This is a genomic window from Chromatium okenii (assembly GCF_016583745.1).
GTDB lineage: Bacteria > Pseudomonadota > Gammaproteobacteria > Chromatiales > Chromatiaceae > Chromatium > Chromatium okenii.
In genome coordinates, this window is record NZ_NRRQ01000047.1 from 1 (window position 1) to 15,735 (window position 15,735).

General features: G+C 53.9%; 15 protein-coding genes. 5 read left to right on the forward strand and 10 right to left on the reverse strand.

Annotated elements, in window-relative coordinates:
- From CKO12_RS12890 to CKO12_RS15000, 6 genes are all read right to left on the reverse strand, one after another.
- Nucleotides 1-3,872, reverse strand: a 3,872-nt coding sequence (locus CKO12_RS12890; protein WP_476695834.1) for a protein kinase family protein, incomplete at its 3' end; no start/stop codon positions are given.
- A gap of 311 nt (nt 3,873-4,183) precedes the next feature.
- Nucleotides 4,184-4,471, reverse strand: coding sequence for a sll1863 family stress response protein (locus CKO12_RS12895; protein WP_200155138.1), 288 nt, complete (start codon nt 4,469-4,471; stop codon nt 4,184-4,186).
- Nucleotides 4,472-4,640: 169 nt separating this feature from the next.
- Nucleotides 4,641-4,817: a Thivi_2564 family membrane protein gene (locus CKO12_RS12900; RefSeq protein ID WP_200155139.1), complete on the reverse strand. Its 177-nt coding sequence runs from the start codon at nt 4,815-4,817 to the stop codon at nt 4,641-4,643.
- Between the two features lie 157 nt (nt 4,818-4,974).
- Entirely contained in the window at nt 4,975-5,493 is a 519-nt protein-coding gene (locus CKO12_RS12905) for a carboxypeptidase regulatory-like domain-containing protein (RefSeq protein ID WP_200155140.1), read from the reverse strand.
- A gap of 44 nt (nt 5,494-5,537) precedes the next feature.
- Nucleotides 5,538-6,611 carry a DUF2333 family protein gene (locus CKO12_RS12910; RefSeq protein ID WP_200155141.1) on the reverse strand — a complete coding sequence of 358 codons (1,074 nt, stop codon included), beginning with the start codon at nt 6,609-6,611 and terminating at the stop codon, nt 5,538-5,540.
- Between the two features lie 37 nt (nt 6,612-6,648).
- On the reverse strand, nt 6,649-6,837 hold the full coding sequence (locus CKO12_RS15000) for a Thivi_2564 family membrane protein (protein ID WP_242466338.1): 189 nt from the start codon (nt 6,835-6,837) through the stop codon (nt 6,649-6,651).
- Nucleotides 6,838-7,306: 469 nt separating this feature from the next.
- Here CKO12_RS15000 and CKO12_RS12915 point away from each other — a divergent pair, with 469 nt between their 5' ends.
- Nucleotides 7,307-8,008 carry a Crp/Fnr family transcriptional regulator gene (locus tag CKO12_RS12915; RefSeq protein ID WP_338032748.1) on the forward strand — a complete coding sequence of 234 codons (702 nt, stop codon included), beginning with the start codon at nt 7,307-7,309 and terminating at the stop codon, nt 8,006-8,008.
- A 313-nt stretch (nt 8,009-8,321) separates the two neighbouring features.
- Here CKO12_RS12915 and CKO12_RS12920 read toward each other — a convergent pair whose 3' ends face one another.
- A complete protein-coding gene (locus CKO12_RS12920) occupies nt 8,322-8,468 on the reverse strand; it encodes a hypothetical protein (protein WP_207146372.1) in 147 nt (48 codons plus the stop codon).
- 389 nt (nt 8,469-8,857) lie between these two features.
- Between CKO12_RS12920 and CKO12_RS12925 the strand changes: the two genes are divergently transcribed.
- On the forward strand, nt 8,858-9,463 hold the full coding sequence (locus CKO12_RS12925; RefSeq protein ID WP_200155144.1) for a hypothetical protein: 606 nt from the start codon (nt 8,858-8,860) through the stop codon (nt 9,461-9,463).
- Between the two features lie 84 nt (nt 9,464-9,547).
- Entirely contained in the window at nt 9,548-9,766 is a 219-nt protein-coding gene (locus CKO12_RS12930; protein WP_200155145.1) for a glycine zipper 2TM domain-containing protein, read from the forward strand.
- 165 nt (nt 9,767-9,931) lie between these two features.
- On the opposite strand, the gene rsmI is transcribed toward CKO12_RS12930, so the two are convergent.
- Complete coding sequence (rsmI, locus tag CKO12_RS12935) at nt 9,932-10,789, reverse strand: 16S rRNA (cytidine(1402)-2'-O)-methyltransferase (protein WP_200155146.1); 858 nt, start codon at nt 10,787-10,789, stop codon at nt 9,932-9,934.
- A 144-nt stretch (nt 10,790-10,933) separates the two neighbouring features.
- On the opposite strand from rsmI, the gene CKO12_RS12940 reads away from it, so the two are divergent.
- A complete protein-coding gene (locus tag CKO12_RS12940; protein WP_200155147.1) occupies nt 10,934-12,745 on the forward strand; it encodes a penicillin-binding protein activator in 1,812 nt (603 codons plus the stop codon).
- Nucleotides 12,746-12,846: 101 nt separating this feature from the next.
- Nucleotides 12,847-14,418 carry a PocR ligand-binding domain-containing protein gene (locus tag CKO12_RS12945; RefSeq protein WP_200155148.1) on the forward strand — a complete coding sequence of 524 codons (1,572 nt, stop codon included), beginning with the start codon at nt 12,847-12,849 and terminating at the stop codon, nt 14,416-14,418.
- Nucleotides 14,419-14,590: 172 nt separating this feature from the next.
- Here the strand turns inward: CKO12_RS12945 and CKO12_RS12950 are convergent, their stop codons facing one another.
- Nucleotides 14,591-14,917, reverse strand: coding sequence for a TagF domain-containing protein (locus CKO12_RS12950; RefSeq protein ID WP_200155149.1), 327 nt, complete (start codon nt 14,915-14,917; stop codon nt 14,591-14,593).
- A gap of 40 nt (nt 14,918-14,957) precedes the next feature.
- Entirely contained in the window at nt 14,958-15,521 is a 564-nt protein-coding gene (locus tag CKO12_RS15280) for a type VI secretion protein IcmF/TssM N-terminal domain-containing protein (protein WP_200155150.1), read from the reverse strand.
- Nucleotides 15,522-15,735: the final 214 nt, after the last annotated feature.

Consider the following 15,735-nt stretch of genomic DNA (forward strand, 5'->3'; position numbering starts at 1 on the left):
GGGATTGGTGAGAGCGGATGTTGGGCGAGTTCGCGCAGGGTGGGAATGGTGGTGATGCCGGGAAAGATGCTCCAGTCGCTCGGCGGTTCGACGCTGCTGTCGGCATGGAGCCATGGGGCGAGAAAGTCGAGTTCTTCAATGAGGGTGCGGCATTGCTCGGCGAGAGTCACTGCCCAGACGTTGGCGGCATCTTCGGTGTAGTCGCTTAACGCGGCAGCGGCGGTGGTGGCGGCGGCGGCGAGCGTTTCTAAATGGTCGTAGGTGGCGGCCAGTCCCTGCGGGGGGGTGGCGGCGATGGCGCTGAGTGTCTGCTGGATGCTGAGGAGGGCGGGCGGGAGTCGCTGTTGGTGATGGGGGGGAAAGCCGGCTTCGAGTCCCTCTATCAGGATGCCGAGGCTGTCTTCGATCCCTTCGCGCCAGCGGGCGTTGAGGATGGGGGCGTCGATGAGGGCGAGGAGGCCGGGCTGTAAGGTGAGGAGGTGCCCGGCGAGATTGCCGCTGTCGACGGAGGAGATGTAGCGGGGGGCGAGCGGTTGCAGGCTGTGGGTGCTGTACCAGTTGAAGAAGTGTCCGCGATACCGTTCTAGGCTGGACATGGTGGTGAGGGCATTGCCGGTGCGGGTGAGCAGCCCGCCGGTGCTGAGGTAGCCGAAGTCGTGGGCGGCGAGGCTGGCGAGTAGTGAGAGTCCCATGTTGGTCGGTGAGGTGCGGTGGGCGATGACGGTGAGGGGGTGTTCTTGATAGTTGTCGGGCGGGAGCCAGTGATCGCTGGGGCCGACGAATTCTTCAAAAAATGCCCAGGTGTGGCGGGCGCTGCGGCGGAGGAAGTGTCTTTGTGCGGTGGTGAGGCGGGTGGGGCGCGGGGTCTGGGGGCGACTCAGCCACCATGCGAGGGCGGGGGCGGTCAGCCATAGCAGTAGCAGGGGGGCGGCGATCCAGAGGACGCTGGGTGCGCTGTGGCTGAGTCCGAGTGCGGTGAGGCTGGCGAGGGTGGGGGCGATCCACATCTGGCGGTAACTGGCACTGAGGGTGGTGTCACTGGCGGCGGGGGCACTGGCGCTGGAGATGGTCCATTCGAGGAGGTGGCGGTGGCTGATGTGCAGCCGCCATTGGGTGCGGAGGATGGCGTCGAGGCTGTAGTCACTCTCATACGGTAAGCAGGCGAGGCTGAACAGGGCTTGCGCCAGTTGGTTGCCGGCGCTCTGCCCTGCGGCGCGGAGATGATGATGCCAGTGGACGTCGCCGGGTTTGTGCAGGACGCGCAGGATGCCGGTGAGCAGTGCGGGCAGCAGGCTGATGCCGAGTACGGCGAGGCTCCACTGGAGCGGGGCGGTGCTGCTGAACCAGCCGCTGAGATACAGGACGGTGAGCGCGGCGGCGCTGAGGCTGCGCCGCAGGTTGTCGGTCAGTTTCCACCGCGATAACCCATTCAGGGGGTTGCGCCCGCTGCCAACCGTGCGCGGTACCTGTGACCTCACCCAACGTGCGATTTGCCAGTCGCCCCGTATCCAGCGGTGCCGCCGGCTGACGTCGGCGCGGTAGCTCGCTGGATAGGCTTCGTAGAGCTGTACGTCTGACAGCAGTCCAGAGCGCGCATGGCATCCTTCGAGCAGGTCGTGACTGAGGATGCGGTTGACCGGCATCCGTCCGGTGAGTGCTTGTGCAAACGTGTCTACTTCATAAATCCCTTTCCCAATATACGATCCTTCTCCACACCAATCTTGATACACGTCGGCTATCGCTTGCGTGTACGGGTCTATCCCAGCGTCGTTCCCATGCAGCCGCGCATAACCCGAACGATTGGCTCCGCTCAAACTCTCTGCTATCCGCGGTTGCACAATCCCATAACCCGCCGTCACCCGTCCGCTCGCCGCGCTGTACTGCGCCCGATTCAGCGGGTGCGCGAGCACTCCGACCATTTCCTGCGCGGCATCCCGCGGCATCTCGGTGTCGGTGTCGAGGGTGATGACGAACCGTACCTGCCCCAGCCGCTCTTCGCTACCGGCGATGACCGCGAATCGCTCGCGCCCCACGCCGCGCAGCAGTCCATTCAGGTCGCTCAATTTGCCCCGTTTCCGCTCTTCTCCCATCCATTGCTGTTCTTGCTCATTCCAGCGCCGTGGGCGGTGGAACAGATAAAAGCGCGAGCCGGGCGGATGCGGATATTTGCCGTTCAGCGCCGCTATCCCGGCTAACGCGAGGTCGGTGAGCGTTGCATCGTCCGGCAGGGTTTCCGTGGGCGCATCACAAAAATCAGTCAGCAACCCAAAGAGCAGGCTGGCATCGCGGTTGGCGAGAAAACGCACCTCTAGCGCCTCAAGCAGCGCCTCGATGCCCGCCACGCTGGTGAGCATGGTTGGGGTCACGACTAAGGTGCGGTATTCGTCAGGAATGCCGGCAGAAAAATCGAGGCGGGGCAGCGGTGCGGGCGTCGCCAGCAGCGTTGCCAGCCAATTGACCAGCGCGAGCGCGAGTTGACTGGTGCCCAGCACGACGGGAATTCCCAGCAGCAGGAGCCACCCATTCCCGATCCCGTCGGACTGCGCTTGCGCCAAAAATCCGCCGCTGAAGAGCGCCGTCAACAGCAGGATCATGCCGAGATAGAGGATTAAGGGGATTTGACAGAACCGTCGTTGCAGTGACGCCAGCACCCGTAACCGCACTTGTGCCCGGCGTTCGAGCCGTGATAACCCCCGATCAATCAGGTAATAACCCACATGCGCCATGCGCTCATCGTCGCCGGGCGCGAGCGCCTGCGCACTGTGTCGCGCCAGTTCGATGGCGTGTCGCGCCACCTCGGATTCGGACAGGCGGCTGGTTTTGGCGATCTTTTCTACCACGTGCCGGTAGCGGTCGCGGGTGGCGAACGCCATTTTTTCGTACACGCCACTTGGATCATGGCGGAGAATTTGTTCGACCACGCTCATGCTTTCGACAAATTCGCGCCAATCCATCGCGCCGAGAAAGCGGAGACTGCCGATGCTGTTGCCGATAGACACCTGATCGGCGGCCTGTTGTTGGTTTTCCGTCTGCACCAACTGCTCAATCGTCAAACCCGACTCGGCGAGTTGCTGCTCTATCCATGTCAGCGGCAGCGCCAGCGCCGAACTCTGACCTTGCAGCCGTCGCGCCAGCTCGGCGACGAAGGCGCTCGACAGCGATGGGCACGAACGCGCCATATCCGCAATCACTAGAATCAGATTCTTCGGATCGCTTTCAGCCATCGCGGTCAATTCATCCGCCCAGCCGTCGGCGAGATTTTGATCGGTGCGGCTCACCGCAATCCGCGCTGCGACGCGGCGCAGATTTTCGATCAGCGTCAGCCGCAGCATGATCGGAATCGCCCACAATTCGCCCAGTTTGAGCGGGCTGAGGGTTTGATAAGCGGCGACGAAGCGGCTGAGATTCTCCGGGTCTACCCGCCCATCGCCGTGCGCGATCATCTCCAGCGCCAAGTCATAGACTCGCGGCAGACCGACCGATGCGCCTTGGCTTAAACGCGGCAGTTCGCGGCTGTAGCCCTTGGGCAGATGCCGTTTGGCGGTGCGAATTTGTTCTTCAATGAGATAAAAGTTATCGAGCAGCCATTCGCCGGCGGGGGCGATGCGGCGCTTCTCGGTGACGGCAGCCATCAGCAGGCGGCAGACGCCGATCAAGATCGTTTCATTGTCGTTGAGACGCCCCAGCAGGCGATCCGGCGGACGTCCTGACATCAGCGCGTGCGTGGCAGCAAGCCGCTTGCCGTGCTCTTCCATCTGCACCGCGCTGAAAAGTTCCGAACGCAGCGGTGGCTCATCGCCGACCGCTACATTGATTAAATCATTGCTCGGAAGCCGTCTTCTGAACTGGAGCAGTGTGTCTCGAATCGTCAAGTGACTCTCCTTGTAAATGTTCAAGTTGCTGGCGTTGACCAGCCTCCGGTTAAAACTGACCCACCCGGATTCCAATTGCAGAGACAAACGATTGATTGCGTTGTCAGTAAAAAAACAGCGTTGTTACCGCCAACGCACAATTGACAACTTTTTTCAACTGCGTCTCTCCAAAAACGATCATGGGGACAAACGTCCCCGTGATTAATTTCGCAGGTTGGATGTGATGTGCTTGATATTGATTACAGCGGAAAACTGACATGATCGCGTGACGTGCATTATATGCAATGCGCGTCACGCGACGGGCTGACGGGTTAATTGAAATGCGATTTGAACGTGTTGAAAGAATCCTTGAGTGCTTCCCAAACATTGTCGAATTCCAGCTTGAGATGTTCCCAATTGCTCTCAGCGGCAAGCTGCAACTCCTCCAACTTTCTCTCACCCTCCTCACGCTTGGCGTGAAGCATGGCGAGCTGCTCTTGATATTTCACCTTGGCATCTTCCTTGATCTCATGCCCTCTCTCCTGCAAAGCCTCAATTTCCAAGCTCCACGCATCAAGCCGCTTCTTCATTTCCGCGACATATTCGTCTTTTGTTAACATAAGAATGACTACTCTTCTAAAAAACCTCATCAACAGTGATTGAGGTGGGTTAATCCGTATTTGATTGACGCCATGCAGCGCCGTATTCAAATCCCTTAACATTCAGTAACACCGGAGACCACCCATCGCGGGCGAAGTCATTCGTTGAGAATCACTTCACCCGATACCGTCACCATGCGATAGGACCAAAGAAACCGAAGGCACTGAGCACAAATAAAATCGCAATGACGACTACAACTCCATTCACGACTTTCTTGACGGTAACATTCATTGGAATATACACATTGACCGCCCACAGAATAGCGGCAAAGGCAACCAAGTTAATCACTAACTGAATATAAGCCATAATGGTTTTCCTTTGGTGAGGTTAAAAACAGACTACAACACGACCTAACCAGCGTCTGTACGCTAACGCACAGTGTCTTCAGCAAAACGCCGCTAACAATGGCGTCTTGCCAGCGCGTCATCCCTGACGCGCCCCGACAAAAACCGCCGCGCCGCGCTTATTTCTTCCAATAAAAGTCAAAGTGCGCTTGACCCGAACCGTCAAGATGGACGTTTTGGCGCTGAGTTTCGTCTTGACCGCGACGACCGGTGGGGGTGACTTCCAAGCTGTAATCGCCCGGCGGCAGTTGGACATAAAACCAAGGGCCTCTCGATTCAGCGGTCAACACCTGAGTATTACGCGCATCTAAAATGTTCACGCGCACCGCCGAGAGATATTCACCGCTGCCTTGCGTTGCAAAAAGTAGATGCAGATTGAATTGACTGGATAGTGCCTTGAGTTCGTTGCGTTCACTTTCACCGACACCTCCTGAGACATAGCGAATGCCGCCAGTATTTTGAACCGTCGATGATTTTTCCATGGCGTATCCTTCAAAGCGTTCGCCCGGAACCGGCGCTGAATTGCTGGTATCGGCGGGATAAATGCCGTACGTCGTCTGGGCGTTAGCCAACTGCAATACACCACCGCTCAGAATCATCGTCATCGCAATAAAAATTACTTTCTGCTGATTATTCATTTTGAGGTCTCTGTTGGTGAGGTGAAAAGAAAAAATGCAGCGGTTTAACCTTTCTGCAGCAAACTGCGCAGATCGGTGATTGCGGCATTCACTCGTGAAACATAAGAAGCCATCACCAGCGAGTGATTAGCCATCGGCCCAAATCCGGTGCCATTAAGAATCATCGGACTCCAAAGCATGTTCTGCGTATTTTGTAATTCACGGACGATCTGCTTCAGCGATACCAAAGCATTCTTATCTGTGAGCACTGGTTCAAAGTCGATTTCTATCGCCTGTAAGGTATGCAGCAACGCCCAGGTGTAACCGCGTGCTTCAAAAAAAATGTCGTCAATATCGCGCCAAGGTGTTTTGGTTTGTGATTGCGCAGGAACCGGCGTAGATTGACGCGCATTTGGATCACCGGCTAATGCTGTATCGAGATGCACTTGACCGACGGCATAAGAAAGACGTTGCGCCAGACTTCCTAACCGCTTTTCAGTCATGGCGAGATATACGGTCAAATTATCAGCGCGGGCAAAAAACTGACCATCCCGTTCGTTTTCATCAGAGAGGCGGTGTAAATAAGCATAAAGACTTTTTAAACCGCGCCGATATTCCGATTCGGTTGAGGGTAAAATCCAAGAGTTCGATTGATAATTGAATTGCGGTTGCGCGATTCTGAGGTCTTGATCTTCGGCTGACTGGGATTGAGCACGGCTGAAATCGTTACGAAGTGCAAGCAATAAATCACGCATTTCGGTCAAGGCACCAAATTCCCAATTCGGGAGATTGTCTAAGTAAATACCGGGCGGACTAACATCGTTGGTTAAATAGCCGCCGGGTTTACCGAGCAGAGTTTCAGCAATCCGAATTGCTGTGGCTGTCGTGGCAGTACCAGGAACCAGTTTGCTGGCGTCGTTTTTAATCAACGTCAAAGCATTTGCACGCACGTCGAAGGTGCGGGGTGATTGCGACCAGATAAACCCTAGAATGACGACGATCACCAGATAGGTGATTAAAAACAGTCCCGCAGTCCATAACACTCCCTTTTCTTTCCAAGTCCGGGGATGATAATAGCCAGCGACTTGGCTCACTTTTTTGGTTAGAACTGTTTTTTTCGGTAATAAAAGCTCGTTCATAACATGCTCCAGCTCCCGCTGCGAACGTTCATTAACATTACCTGATGCGGATTCCTGCGATAGGGCTTAACAGTCCAAAAGCCGTCAATACCCACAGAACCACCACGAGAACCACCACAACATTCAAAATTTTCTTAATGTTGCCGTCCATCGGAATGTAATTATTTACGAGCCATAGGATTACTCCCACGACAACCAAGGTGACGACTAATGAAATCAATGTCATAACGTATCTCTGCCATTTCGGTGAAAGTTTAATGTCTGTTTGACGATAGGCTTTACCTTGCTGGAGGTCTGTTCACTAGCGCACATAAGCGGAATCAGTACTCGCTAAACCAGCGCGATGACGGATACTGAGGCGGTGATGTCATACTGGATCGCCAATTGTCCGCATAAAAGCGGATTTAGCCTTTTGTTTGCTACCGCACTGATTGGTTAATCCGTTGACGCATATGCTGTTTTGCAAACTGCGGTGGGTTTATTCAGTAGCGAGAGTGATCGCAAATGGAGAAGCAATCACAGCGGGAATTGGTGCGGAAACTAACGGTTGAGCGTTGTGACGCTAAATGGATGTCAAACGTTCTATATTTGTCAATACATGGATCAAACAGTTTTTTTGGCGCAGGGTTGCGCCCTTTCCCTGTGGCAACATCTCAGGGTTTACTTTGATTTATAAAGAGAATACGAGTATTGCTGTGAAAAAACCTGTCCTCTTTGTTAATCGTCTTCTGGCAAAACTGCCTAGTAAGGATCGTGAGCAGATACTGGCGGACTGTGAGTCCGTTGAGCTGTGCTTTGCTGAGGTAATTAGCGAGCCTGGCGATCAAATTCTCCATGTCTATTTTCCGACCGACAGCTTCGTGTCGATGCTGATTCCGGCTAACGATCACGCTGGTTTGGAGGTGCGGCTGGTCGGTCACGAAGGGATGATCGGCACTCCGCTCATTTTGGGAGTTGAGGTGACGCTGTTGCGCACCTTGGTTCAGGGCGCGGGTTCCGCTTGGCGCATGACTGCCGAGCAGTTCATCACTGCACTCAAGCAAAGCACTGCGCTGCAAGCGGTGCTCAATCGCTATTTGTTCGTGTTGACGAACGAGGTTGAGCGAATGGTCGCCTGCACCCGTTTTCATTTATTGGAAGAGCGTCTCGCTCGCTGGCTGTTAATGACCCAAGATCGTGCGCATTCGGATCATTTTCATATCACCCATGAGTTTTTAGCCGCAATTCTCGGCGTGCGTCGCGTTGGTGTGACCAAGGCGGCGACGTCGCTGCAACAGCGCCATCTCATCCGCTATCGGCGCGGGGACATCGAGATTCTCGACCGCACCCGCCTGATTGATGCGGCTTGCGGTTGTTATGGAGCGTCGGAGGCGATGTATAACCAAATGCTGGGTTGACGCTAGATAAACTTGATGCTTTCCGATTCATTGCGTCTTTCATCTCGCCGTTCACAAAAAATTCGTGAGCGGTGCGATTGAAAGACGTTTTACGGCGCAGCGTAGATTCGCCACAATCCATAAAAAAATCCCTCGCAAGTGCGAGGGAAAAATCCACGTTAGGGGGGCTAACGTGGTTACGAGGACACAATAGATTACAGCGCGGTCAGCAGAGCATTTGTCGCGTATCAAACGACGCTAAATTATTTGAGCAATATGTTTTAGAACTGAAGCGATTCGAGCCTTTTGCGCAAACGCCTCATATCAAGAATCACTACAGCGGTTTATTCAAATCAAGTTTCAGGCAGCTTTGAAGCAAGCACCGATAGACATTGATTAACACTTGCTCACGAAAATCTTTGGGCGAGCTGATGCGTTGTAATTCCTGCTCGTAGTATTCGATGCGTTCTTTAATTGTCATATTCTGACTGCTAAACTCGCTCGCTAAGTTCATTTTTTAATGCCCGTTTGAAATGCCAATGACACATTATTGGCAAATAGTACGCATCACATCTGATTGATTCCGTGCGTTGCCGTACATAGCGAGCAGCAGTTTCCTTCTTTTAGAAATCCCACCTCACGCGCAAGGCAAATGCTTTTCGCTGCCGGCAGTTGTGCTGCATCGGCGGTGACTGGTGAGCGATAGTTAAATCTTATGTGCGTTATCGAACAGATGTCGCGTAACGGTTTCGATTAAGCTGTTTTTAGGCTGCGATAACCATTAAAACTGATCGCGTTTCGCTAAATCCAAAATAATGTATCGCTGCCTGCCCGACATGTATTGCATCTCAATCTATTCAGGAATAACCAATGAAACATTTGAATATCAGCGTCGTTGTGATCGGTCTTGTGTTCAGTGTTGGCGCGATGGCGCAGAGTTTGTCGAAGAGCGCCTATGAGGCGGAAGAAGGTCGCATCGCGGATACCTATCGCTCTGAGAAGGCGAGTTGCGATTCACAATCTGGCAATCAGAAGGATGTTTGCATCGCTGAAGCGAATGGCAAGGAGAAGATTGCCAAGGCTGAACTTGAGGCGCGTGCTGAACCCAGCGCCAAGCATCGTTATGAGGCGCTTACCGCTAAGGCGGAAGCTGATTACGCCATCGCCAATGAAAAATGCGATGACCAAGCGGGCAATGCGCAGGACGTTTGCGTGAAGGAAGCGAAGGCAGTTGCGGCGCGTGCTAAAGCAGATGCCGATGTACAGATGAAGACTTGGGAAGCAAACCAGTCCGCCAATGAAACATCTGCGGAAGCCAATATGAAGGCGAAAGAAGATCGTATTGAAGCGCGTCAAGAGGCGACAGCGGAGATTGTGAATGCGGCTTATGCGCTGGCAAGAGAGAAGTGTGACGCTTTGGGGAGTGATGCCAAGGATCGTTGCATTGATGATGCTAAAACGAAGTACAACCAGTAGTCGCTGGATTTCCAACGATTAACTAATTGATGAATGGATGGGTAGCTTTTACCCATCTTGGTTTTTGATAAAAGAGAACTCCCAATGAAAACGATGAAAGCATTGACCGGCAATATCGTGGTCTGCGCGATATTGATTAGCTTGGGTGGTTGTAGCGGCATGTCACGACAAGATCAGCACACCTTGGCTGGTGCGGGTCTCGGTGGCGTCGCAGGTTCCGTCCTGACGAATGGCAGCGCAATTGGAACCGTTGGCGGAGCGGCGGTTGGTGGTCTTATTGGCCACGAAACGGGCAAAAAATAGAGCTGGCTGGAGGCGTATTTGAAAGCAAATAAGCTGACGTTGATTTTATTCAGCGTCAGCATTAAAAAAAGTTTTCAGTTGTCAATTTTTTAATCATCTGCTTAAAAATAACCACTTATTTTTAACGGGCATCACTGACAACTGACAACTTTTTTAACAGATAACTCAATCCACTTCCCCGCCCAATCCCAACTCCAATCCCAATTGATACAGCGCGTTTTTCTTTGCGCCCGTGAATTGCACGGTCAATTCAATTGCTTGTCGCAACGGCACTGCTGCCGCCAATACCGTCAGCATGTGTTGCGCCTCCGCTGAAACCGCTGTTGCGGCTGCGGTCGGACATCCCGCAATTAAAATCACCAATTCGCCGCGCTGTTGCTCAGGATCAGCCGCTAACCGCGCTTGCAACTCCGCCGGCTGCCCGCTCCAAAACGTCTCAAAACGTTTCGTCAACTCCCGCGCCAGCACCACCTGCCGCTCACCCAACACCGCGCCCACATCCGCCAACGTCGCCAGCGCCCGCTTGGTGCTTTCATACACAATCAAGGTGCCCGGCTCCTGCGCCACCGCTGCCAGCCACGTCCGGCGCTGACTACTCGTGCGCGGCGGAAAGCCGAGGAACAGGAAGCGGTCGCTAGGCAAACCAGCGGCTGATAACGCGCAGATCGCCGCATTTGCGCCCGGCACCGGCACCACCGCAATGCCTTCTGCCCGCGCTGCCGTCACCAAGCTATAGCCCGGATCACTAATCAACGGCGTGCCGGCATCTGACACCAGCGCCACATCCTGTCCGCTCGCCAATGTCGCCAATACTCGCACCGTTGCAGCCGTTTCGTTGTGCTCGTGATATGCCTGCAACGCAGTCGTGATGCCAAAATGCGTCAACAGCGGGCGCGTGGTGCGGGTATCTTCTGCCGCAATCAGCGCCACCGTCGCCAACACCTGCCGCGCTCGGTCGCTCATATCGCCCAGATTGCCGATGGGGGTGGCGACTACATATAGTGTTCCGGTCAGCGGCGACATCGTCTCTATTCCTTTTTTAGGCTGTATTGCGATTAAAAATAACGCTACGCAACTGAATTTTGCGTGATCAATTTTGAGTTGGTAGTTAGCAGATAAATTAAACCACACTAAACGCTTAAACATTCAATTGCATCACGTTTCATTATGAATACATTTCATGTTCAACGAGCAATCAAGCACTATTCGCGTCTATTGATAGTCGTCATTGCCAGCGCCGTGCTCGGCGGTTGTGGCGCGGCGACCGTGAAGGATGAAGCGAGCCTGTTGGCGGCGATTCCCGCCGTGAAATTGGAACGCGCCGCCGCGCTGGAAAGCCAAGGTCAAGCCGCTGATGCCGCTGCGCTCTATCTCAATCTTGCCGCTAAAACGTCGCCACCAGCGCAAACGCAGCTCCAGCTCAAGGCGGCGCGGGCATCTCTCGCCGCCGGTCAGCTTGATGCTGCGCAACAGGTGCTCAATACCCTCGCGGCGCAGAAATTACCGGCGGCGCAACAGGCGCTGCGGCAGTTGACGCAAGCCGAGCTGGCGCTGTTAAACGACCGTCCCCAAGAGGCGATTGCGTTGTTAAAACGGACGGCGGTCAAGGCGCTGAGTCCGGCACTTCAGCGCCAGCGGTTGGGTATTTTGGCGGCGGCGCAGCGGCAGGCGCATCTCCCACTGGCGGCCGCTCGTACCCTTGACGTGCTTGAGCAATCTATCGACGACCGACCAGCACGGCTGTTGACGCAGGCATCGCTGGTGGCGACCTTGAATCTGCTGGATACCGCGACCTTGCGGGCGGTGCAGCGCAAGAGTTCGGCGCGGTTGCGCGGCTGGACGGAGATTGCGTTATTGACGCGGCAAGCGGGCGCGGATGCCGCCACCCTGCATCGCAGTTATCGCGCTTGGCAACAAACGCATCCGCGTCATGGGGCGCTGCCGGGGCTGGCGCGAGCGTATACCGCGCTCTGGTCGGGCGGTTATCAGGCGGGTGAACAGGTGACGGTGATGTTGCCGCGCAGCGGGCGTTTTGCGGCAGCGGCGAAGGCGATCAAGGCGGGAATTGTGGCGGCGCATCTGGCGGATGCGCCGGAGCAGCGCCCGGTGTTGACCTTTATTGATGGCAGCCAAGAAGATCGGCTGGTGGCGATTCATGCCCGCGCCATCGCAGACGGCGTGGATTATGTTCTCGGCCCGCTGCAAAAGGAGGCGGTGGCGGAATTGACACGCGGCGGGCGGGTGCCGGTGCCGACTTTGGCGCTCAATGAGGCCACTGCGCCGACGCAACGCGCTGACAATTTGTTTCAATTTGCGCTGTCTCCAGAAAATGAGGCGGCTGAAGTCGCCAATCATGCGTATGCGCAGGGATGGCGACGGGCGGTGGTGCTATTTCCCAATGATGCGTGGGGCGAGCGTTTGGCGCTGGCATTTCAGCAACGCTGGCAGGCGTTGGGTGGGGCGTTGAGCGGCAAGGCGAGTTATCCGCCCGATACGCCGACGGCTGCACCATTCAAGCAGTTGCTGAGTGACGGCCGCGCTGAGATGGTGTTTTTAGTGGCGACGGCGGAGACGGTGCGGCAGTTATATCCGCCGCTGCACCAGATGCAGCCGAAGTTGGCGGTGTTGTCCACGTCGCACGTCTACACCGGCAATTTTGATTCGGTGCGCGATGGGCTGCTGGATGGGCTGTATTTCGTAGATATTCCTTGGATGCTGGCGGAAGACAGCGCCCAGCCGTTGGCGCGACGGCAGTTGACGAGCGGCGCAGATCCGCTGGCGCGGCTGTATGCGATGGGCATTGATGCGTATCGGCTCGCGCCGCGGGTGCCGACGTTGGCGACCAATCCGGGCGGCTATTATCCGGGACAGACGGGCGGTTTAGCGGTGGATCAGGTGGGGCGGATTCAGCGGCAGTTGGTGGTGGGGCGGTTTACCAGTGCCGGAGTGGTGGAGCTGGCGCTGGGCGCATTAGATTGATTGATGTCAATAGTGGTGGCGCAAATAACAACTTAATAATTTGTATTGCAACTGCGTCACTCCTATAAATCACAAATTTTTCTACTGATTGGGTATGACCAATGAATCAACATTCAAATCAAAAACCAATACTCTTTGTGCGCACTCCACAATTAGAGCAAATGCGCAGTCCACTTCATACATCATGGAACAAGGCTTTAGAGCCAACAGAGATCAATGCTCACTCAGAGATCAATCTTGCTTATTTAATAGATTTCGGCCAGATGAACGATGTATTTTCCAGCTATCTGGAAGTCATTGGTTTACCTGTTGCAATCATCGATTTTAATGGTCATGTGTTAGCTTCATCAAATTGGCAGCGAATATGTATGGAGTTTCACCGTGTTCATCACGACACACTCACGCGCTGTTTAGAGAGTGATACAAGTCTCTCTCGACAAATGCAGGAAGGCAAAGAGTATGCGATTTATCGTTGCAAAAATGGATTGACGGATTGTGCAACGCCTATCATTATTGAAGGGCAACATATTGCCAACTTGTTCATTGGTCAGTTCTTCATTCAATTACCAGAATATGCTGAATTTGAAGCACAATGTGCCGAGTTTGGGTTTCAGCGCGATCATTATTTTCAAGCATTAGCAGAAGTTCCTGTAGTAGACGAGCGTAAAATTCCAGCCATTTTGAAAATGCTGGTTGGGTTTGCCAGTCAGATTGCAAAACAAAGTCTTGCTGAACACCGCGCTAGAATTGCTTATGAGACTGTTGAAAAACAGGTTATTGAACGGACACAGCAGCTTGTCGAAGCATTTAGTTTTAATGAAACTATATTAGTTAATTCGCCATTATCTATGGGCGTTTATGCCGCAAATGGTCAATGTGTTTTAGCGAATAATGCGTATGCACAACTCGTTGGCGCGACCCGCGAAGCATTGTTAGATCAAAACTTTAACAACATTGCGTCTTGGCAACAGTCGGGGTTGCTTGATGACTGTCAAACCGCACTAGCAAGTCAAACCTTGCGTCAAAATAAAATTCAGGTTGTCACGTCATTTGGCAAGAACATTTGCCTAGAATATCAAATTAGTCCCGTTACACTGAATGGTGAACACCATTTGCTTATTCAGTTCGTTGATTTGACAGAGCATGAACAACTGGAGGAACAACTTCGTCATTTTGCATTCTATGATTTTTTAACAGGACTTCCGAACCGCCGGTTATTGCTAAGTCGGATTGAGCAGGCATCACGCACCAGCAGACAGCGCGGTAATTATGTAGCGATATTGTTTATTGATTTAAACAAGTTCAAGCAACTGAATGATGTTCACGGTCACGATATTGGCGATCAATTATTGATTGAAACAGGTAATCGTTTACTGAAAACGGTTCGTAAGCACGATACAGTTGCCCGACTCGGTGGAGATGAATTCATATTGCTACTAGAAGAATTAGATGCAGACTTTAATAAAGCCAGTGAGCAGGCACACTCAATTGCTGAAAAAATTCGTACTGCATTGAGTGCTGAATATATTTTTGGAGAATTACATTATCATAGTTCCGCTAGTATTGGGATAACACTATTTCTTGGTGAAGAAGGCAATCCAGATCAAATTCTCAAGGAAGCGGATGAGGCGATGTATACAGAAAAAAACAAGTTGGCGCAGCAGCGTAAATAATCACTGCGGCAACCATTACGGAATGACTCAATCGCATTCTATTCAATTACGGTGCTGGCTGGATATAAAACCAAGTGCCGCGCCGTAAACCGGCGCTTAACCGGTTTAATTACTAATCAAAACTTCGCCTTCAACCCGCGCACCTTGCTGTGAAAATTTCAACATTGGCAACTCAACCACCGCGCAACAACCGCTCAAATTGCGCTGGCGGCGGTAACTTTGGATAGGACAACGTCACGCCGGCGGCGTGCCAACAACTGCTCATTTCACGCCGCGCCAGCGGAGACTGCGGCAGCGCGGGGCATGGAGGCAGCGCCAGCACCTGCGCGACAAACTGCGCCAAGGTGCAATCAAGCTGCAATCCGAACCGCGCCACTGTTTCTGCCTGTGCCAACCACGTTGCGGCCGCCGTCAGCGTCTGGCAACAGTCGTCAGCGGCGGCGAGCGGGCTGGCGATAGTCAGCGGAAAATAGCGCCCCACCCGATCCACGCTCGGCATCAGCACTCCGCTACTAAATATCTAACAAAAGCGTACAAATCTAGCTTTTTGTCAGCACGACGTACACCGGCAGCGCGACCTGAAAGCTCTGACATAATTCCTGCACCCGCTGCCGAATCGCTAACGCCTGCCGCTCCCGATCTACCCGCGTCTGTTGCAACACATCCGCGACACTCACCGCCACCAGTACGCCGTTGAGCGGTCGGCGCGGCCGGTATTGTTTCAGCAGCGCCAAAAAATTCTGCCACCCCGCATGATCCACCTGCCGATCACTATCCTGCGTGGTGTAGCGCCCCGCCGTGTCGATCAAAACCGCCTCATCCGTGAACCACCACTCGCAATGCCGCGTCCCCCCGCAGCCTGCCACCGCATCAGGTCCCAGTCGCTCCGCCAACGGAAATCGCAGTCCAGCGTTTTGCAGCGCCGTCGTCTTGCCGCTGCCGGGTGGGCCGATGATGAGGTACCAAGGCAGTTGATAGACCCAGCGTCCGCCCAGACGCCGCTTGCCATCTGCGCTTTTCAACGTCGCTAACGCAGCGTGGAATCGCTCCTGTAACTCGCGCCGTTCCTGCTCCCAAAAATGTGCGCAAAAGTGTGTACACACAACTGGGTCATTCGCTCTCCGTTGACTGTGTTGTCACGGCAACTGGAGTCTCGCCTGGGCAGTCTCAGGCATGACCAAAAGGCACCGCGCATTGTCCGAAAACAATACAAGGTCTTTCAGTCTGACGGCTTCGTTCATCCAGAATCTTTTTTACCTCGCGGTAATTAAGATAGCGACTAATCCCCGTATCGTTTTTGCGCTGGAGAACATTCAC

Coding starts and splice junctions, on each gene's coding strand:
- CKO12_RS12895 (WP_200155138.1), bottom strand. CDS start 4,471: ATGTTAACAAAAGACGAATATGTCGCGGAAATGAAGAAGCGGCTTGAT.
- CKO12_RS12900 (WP_200155139.1), bottom strand. CDS start 4,817: ATGGCTTATATTCAGTTAGTGATTAACTTGGTTGCCTTTGCCGCTATT.
- CKO12_RS12905 (WP_200155140.1), bottom strand. CDS start 5,493: ATGAATAATCAGCAGAAAGTAATTTTTATTGCGATGACGATGATTCTG.
- CKO12_RS12910 (WP_200155141.1), bottom strand. CDS start 6,611: ATGAACGAGCTTTTATTACCGAAAAAAACAGTTCTAACCAAAAAAGTG.
- CKO12_RS15000 (WP_242466338.1), bottom strand. CDS start 6,837: ATGACATTGATTTCATTAGTCGTCACCTTGGTTGTCGTGGGAGTAATC.
- CKO12_RS12920 (WP_207146372.1), bottom strand. CDS start 8,468: ATGACAATTAAAGAACGCATCGAATACTACGAGCAGGAATTACAACGC.
- CKO12_RS12925 (WP_200155144.1), top strand. CDS start 8,858: ATGAAACATTTGAATATCAGCGTCGTTGTGATCGGTCTTGTGTTCAGT.
- CKO12_RS12930 (WP_200155145.1), top strand. CDS start 9,548: ATGAAAACGATGAAAGCATTGACCGGCAATATCGTGGTCTGCGCGATA.
- rsmI (WP_200155146.1), bottom strand. CDS start 10,789: ATGTCGCCGCTGACCGGAACACTATATGTAGTCGCCACCCCCATCGGC.
- CKO12_RS12940 (WP_200155147.1), top strand. CDS start 10,934: ATGAATACATTTCATGTTCAACGAGCAATCAAGCACTATTCGCGTCTA.
- CKO12_RS12945 (WP_200155148.1), top strand. CDS start 12,847: ATGAATCAACATTCAAATCAAAAACCAATACTCTTTGTGCGCACTCCA.
- CKO12_RS12950 (WP_200155149.1), bottom strand. CDS start 14,917: ATGCCGAGCGTGGATCGGGTGGGGCGCTATTTTCCGCTGACTATCGCC.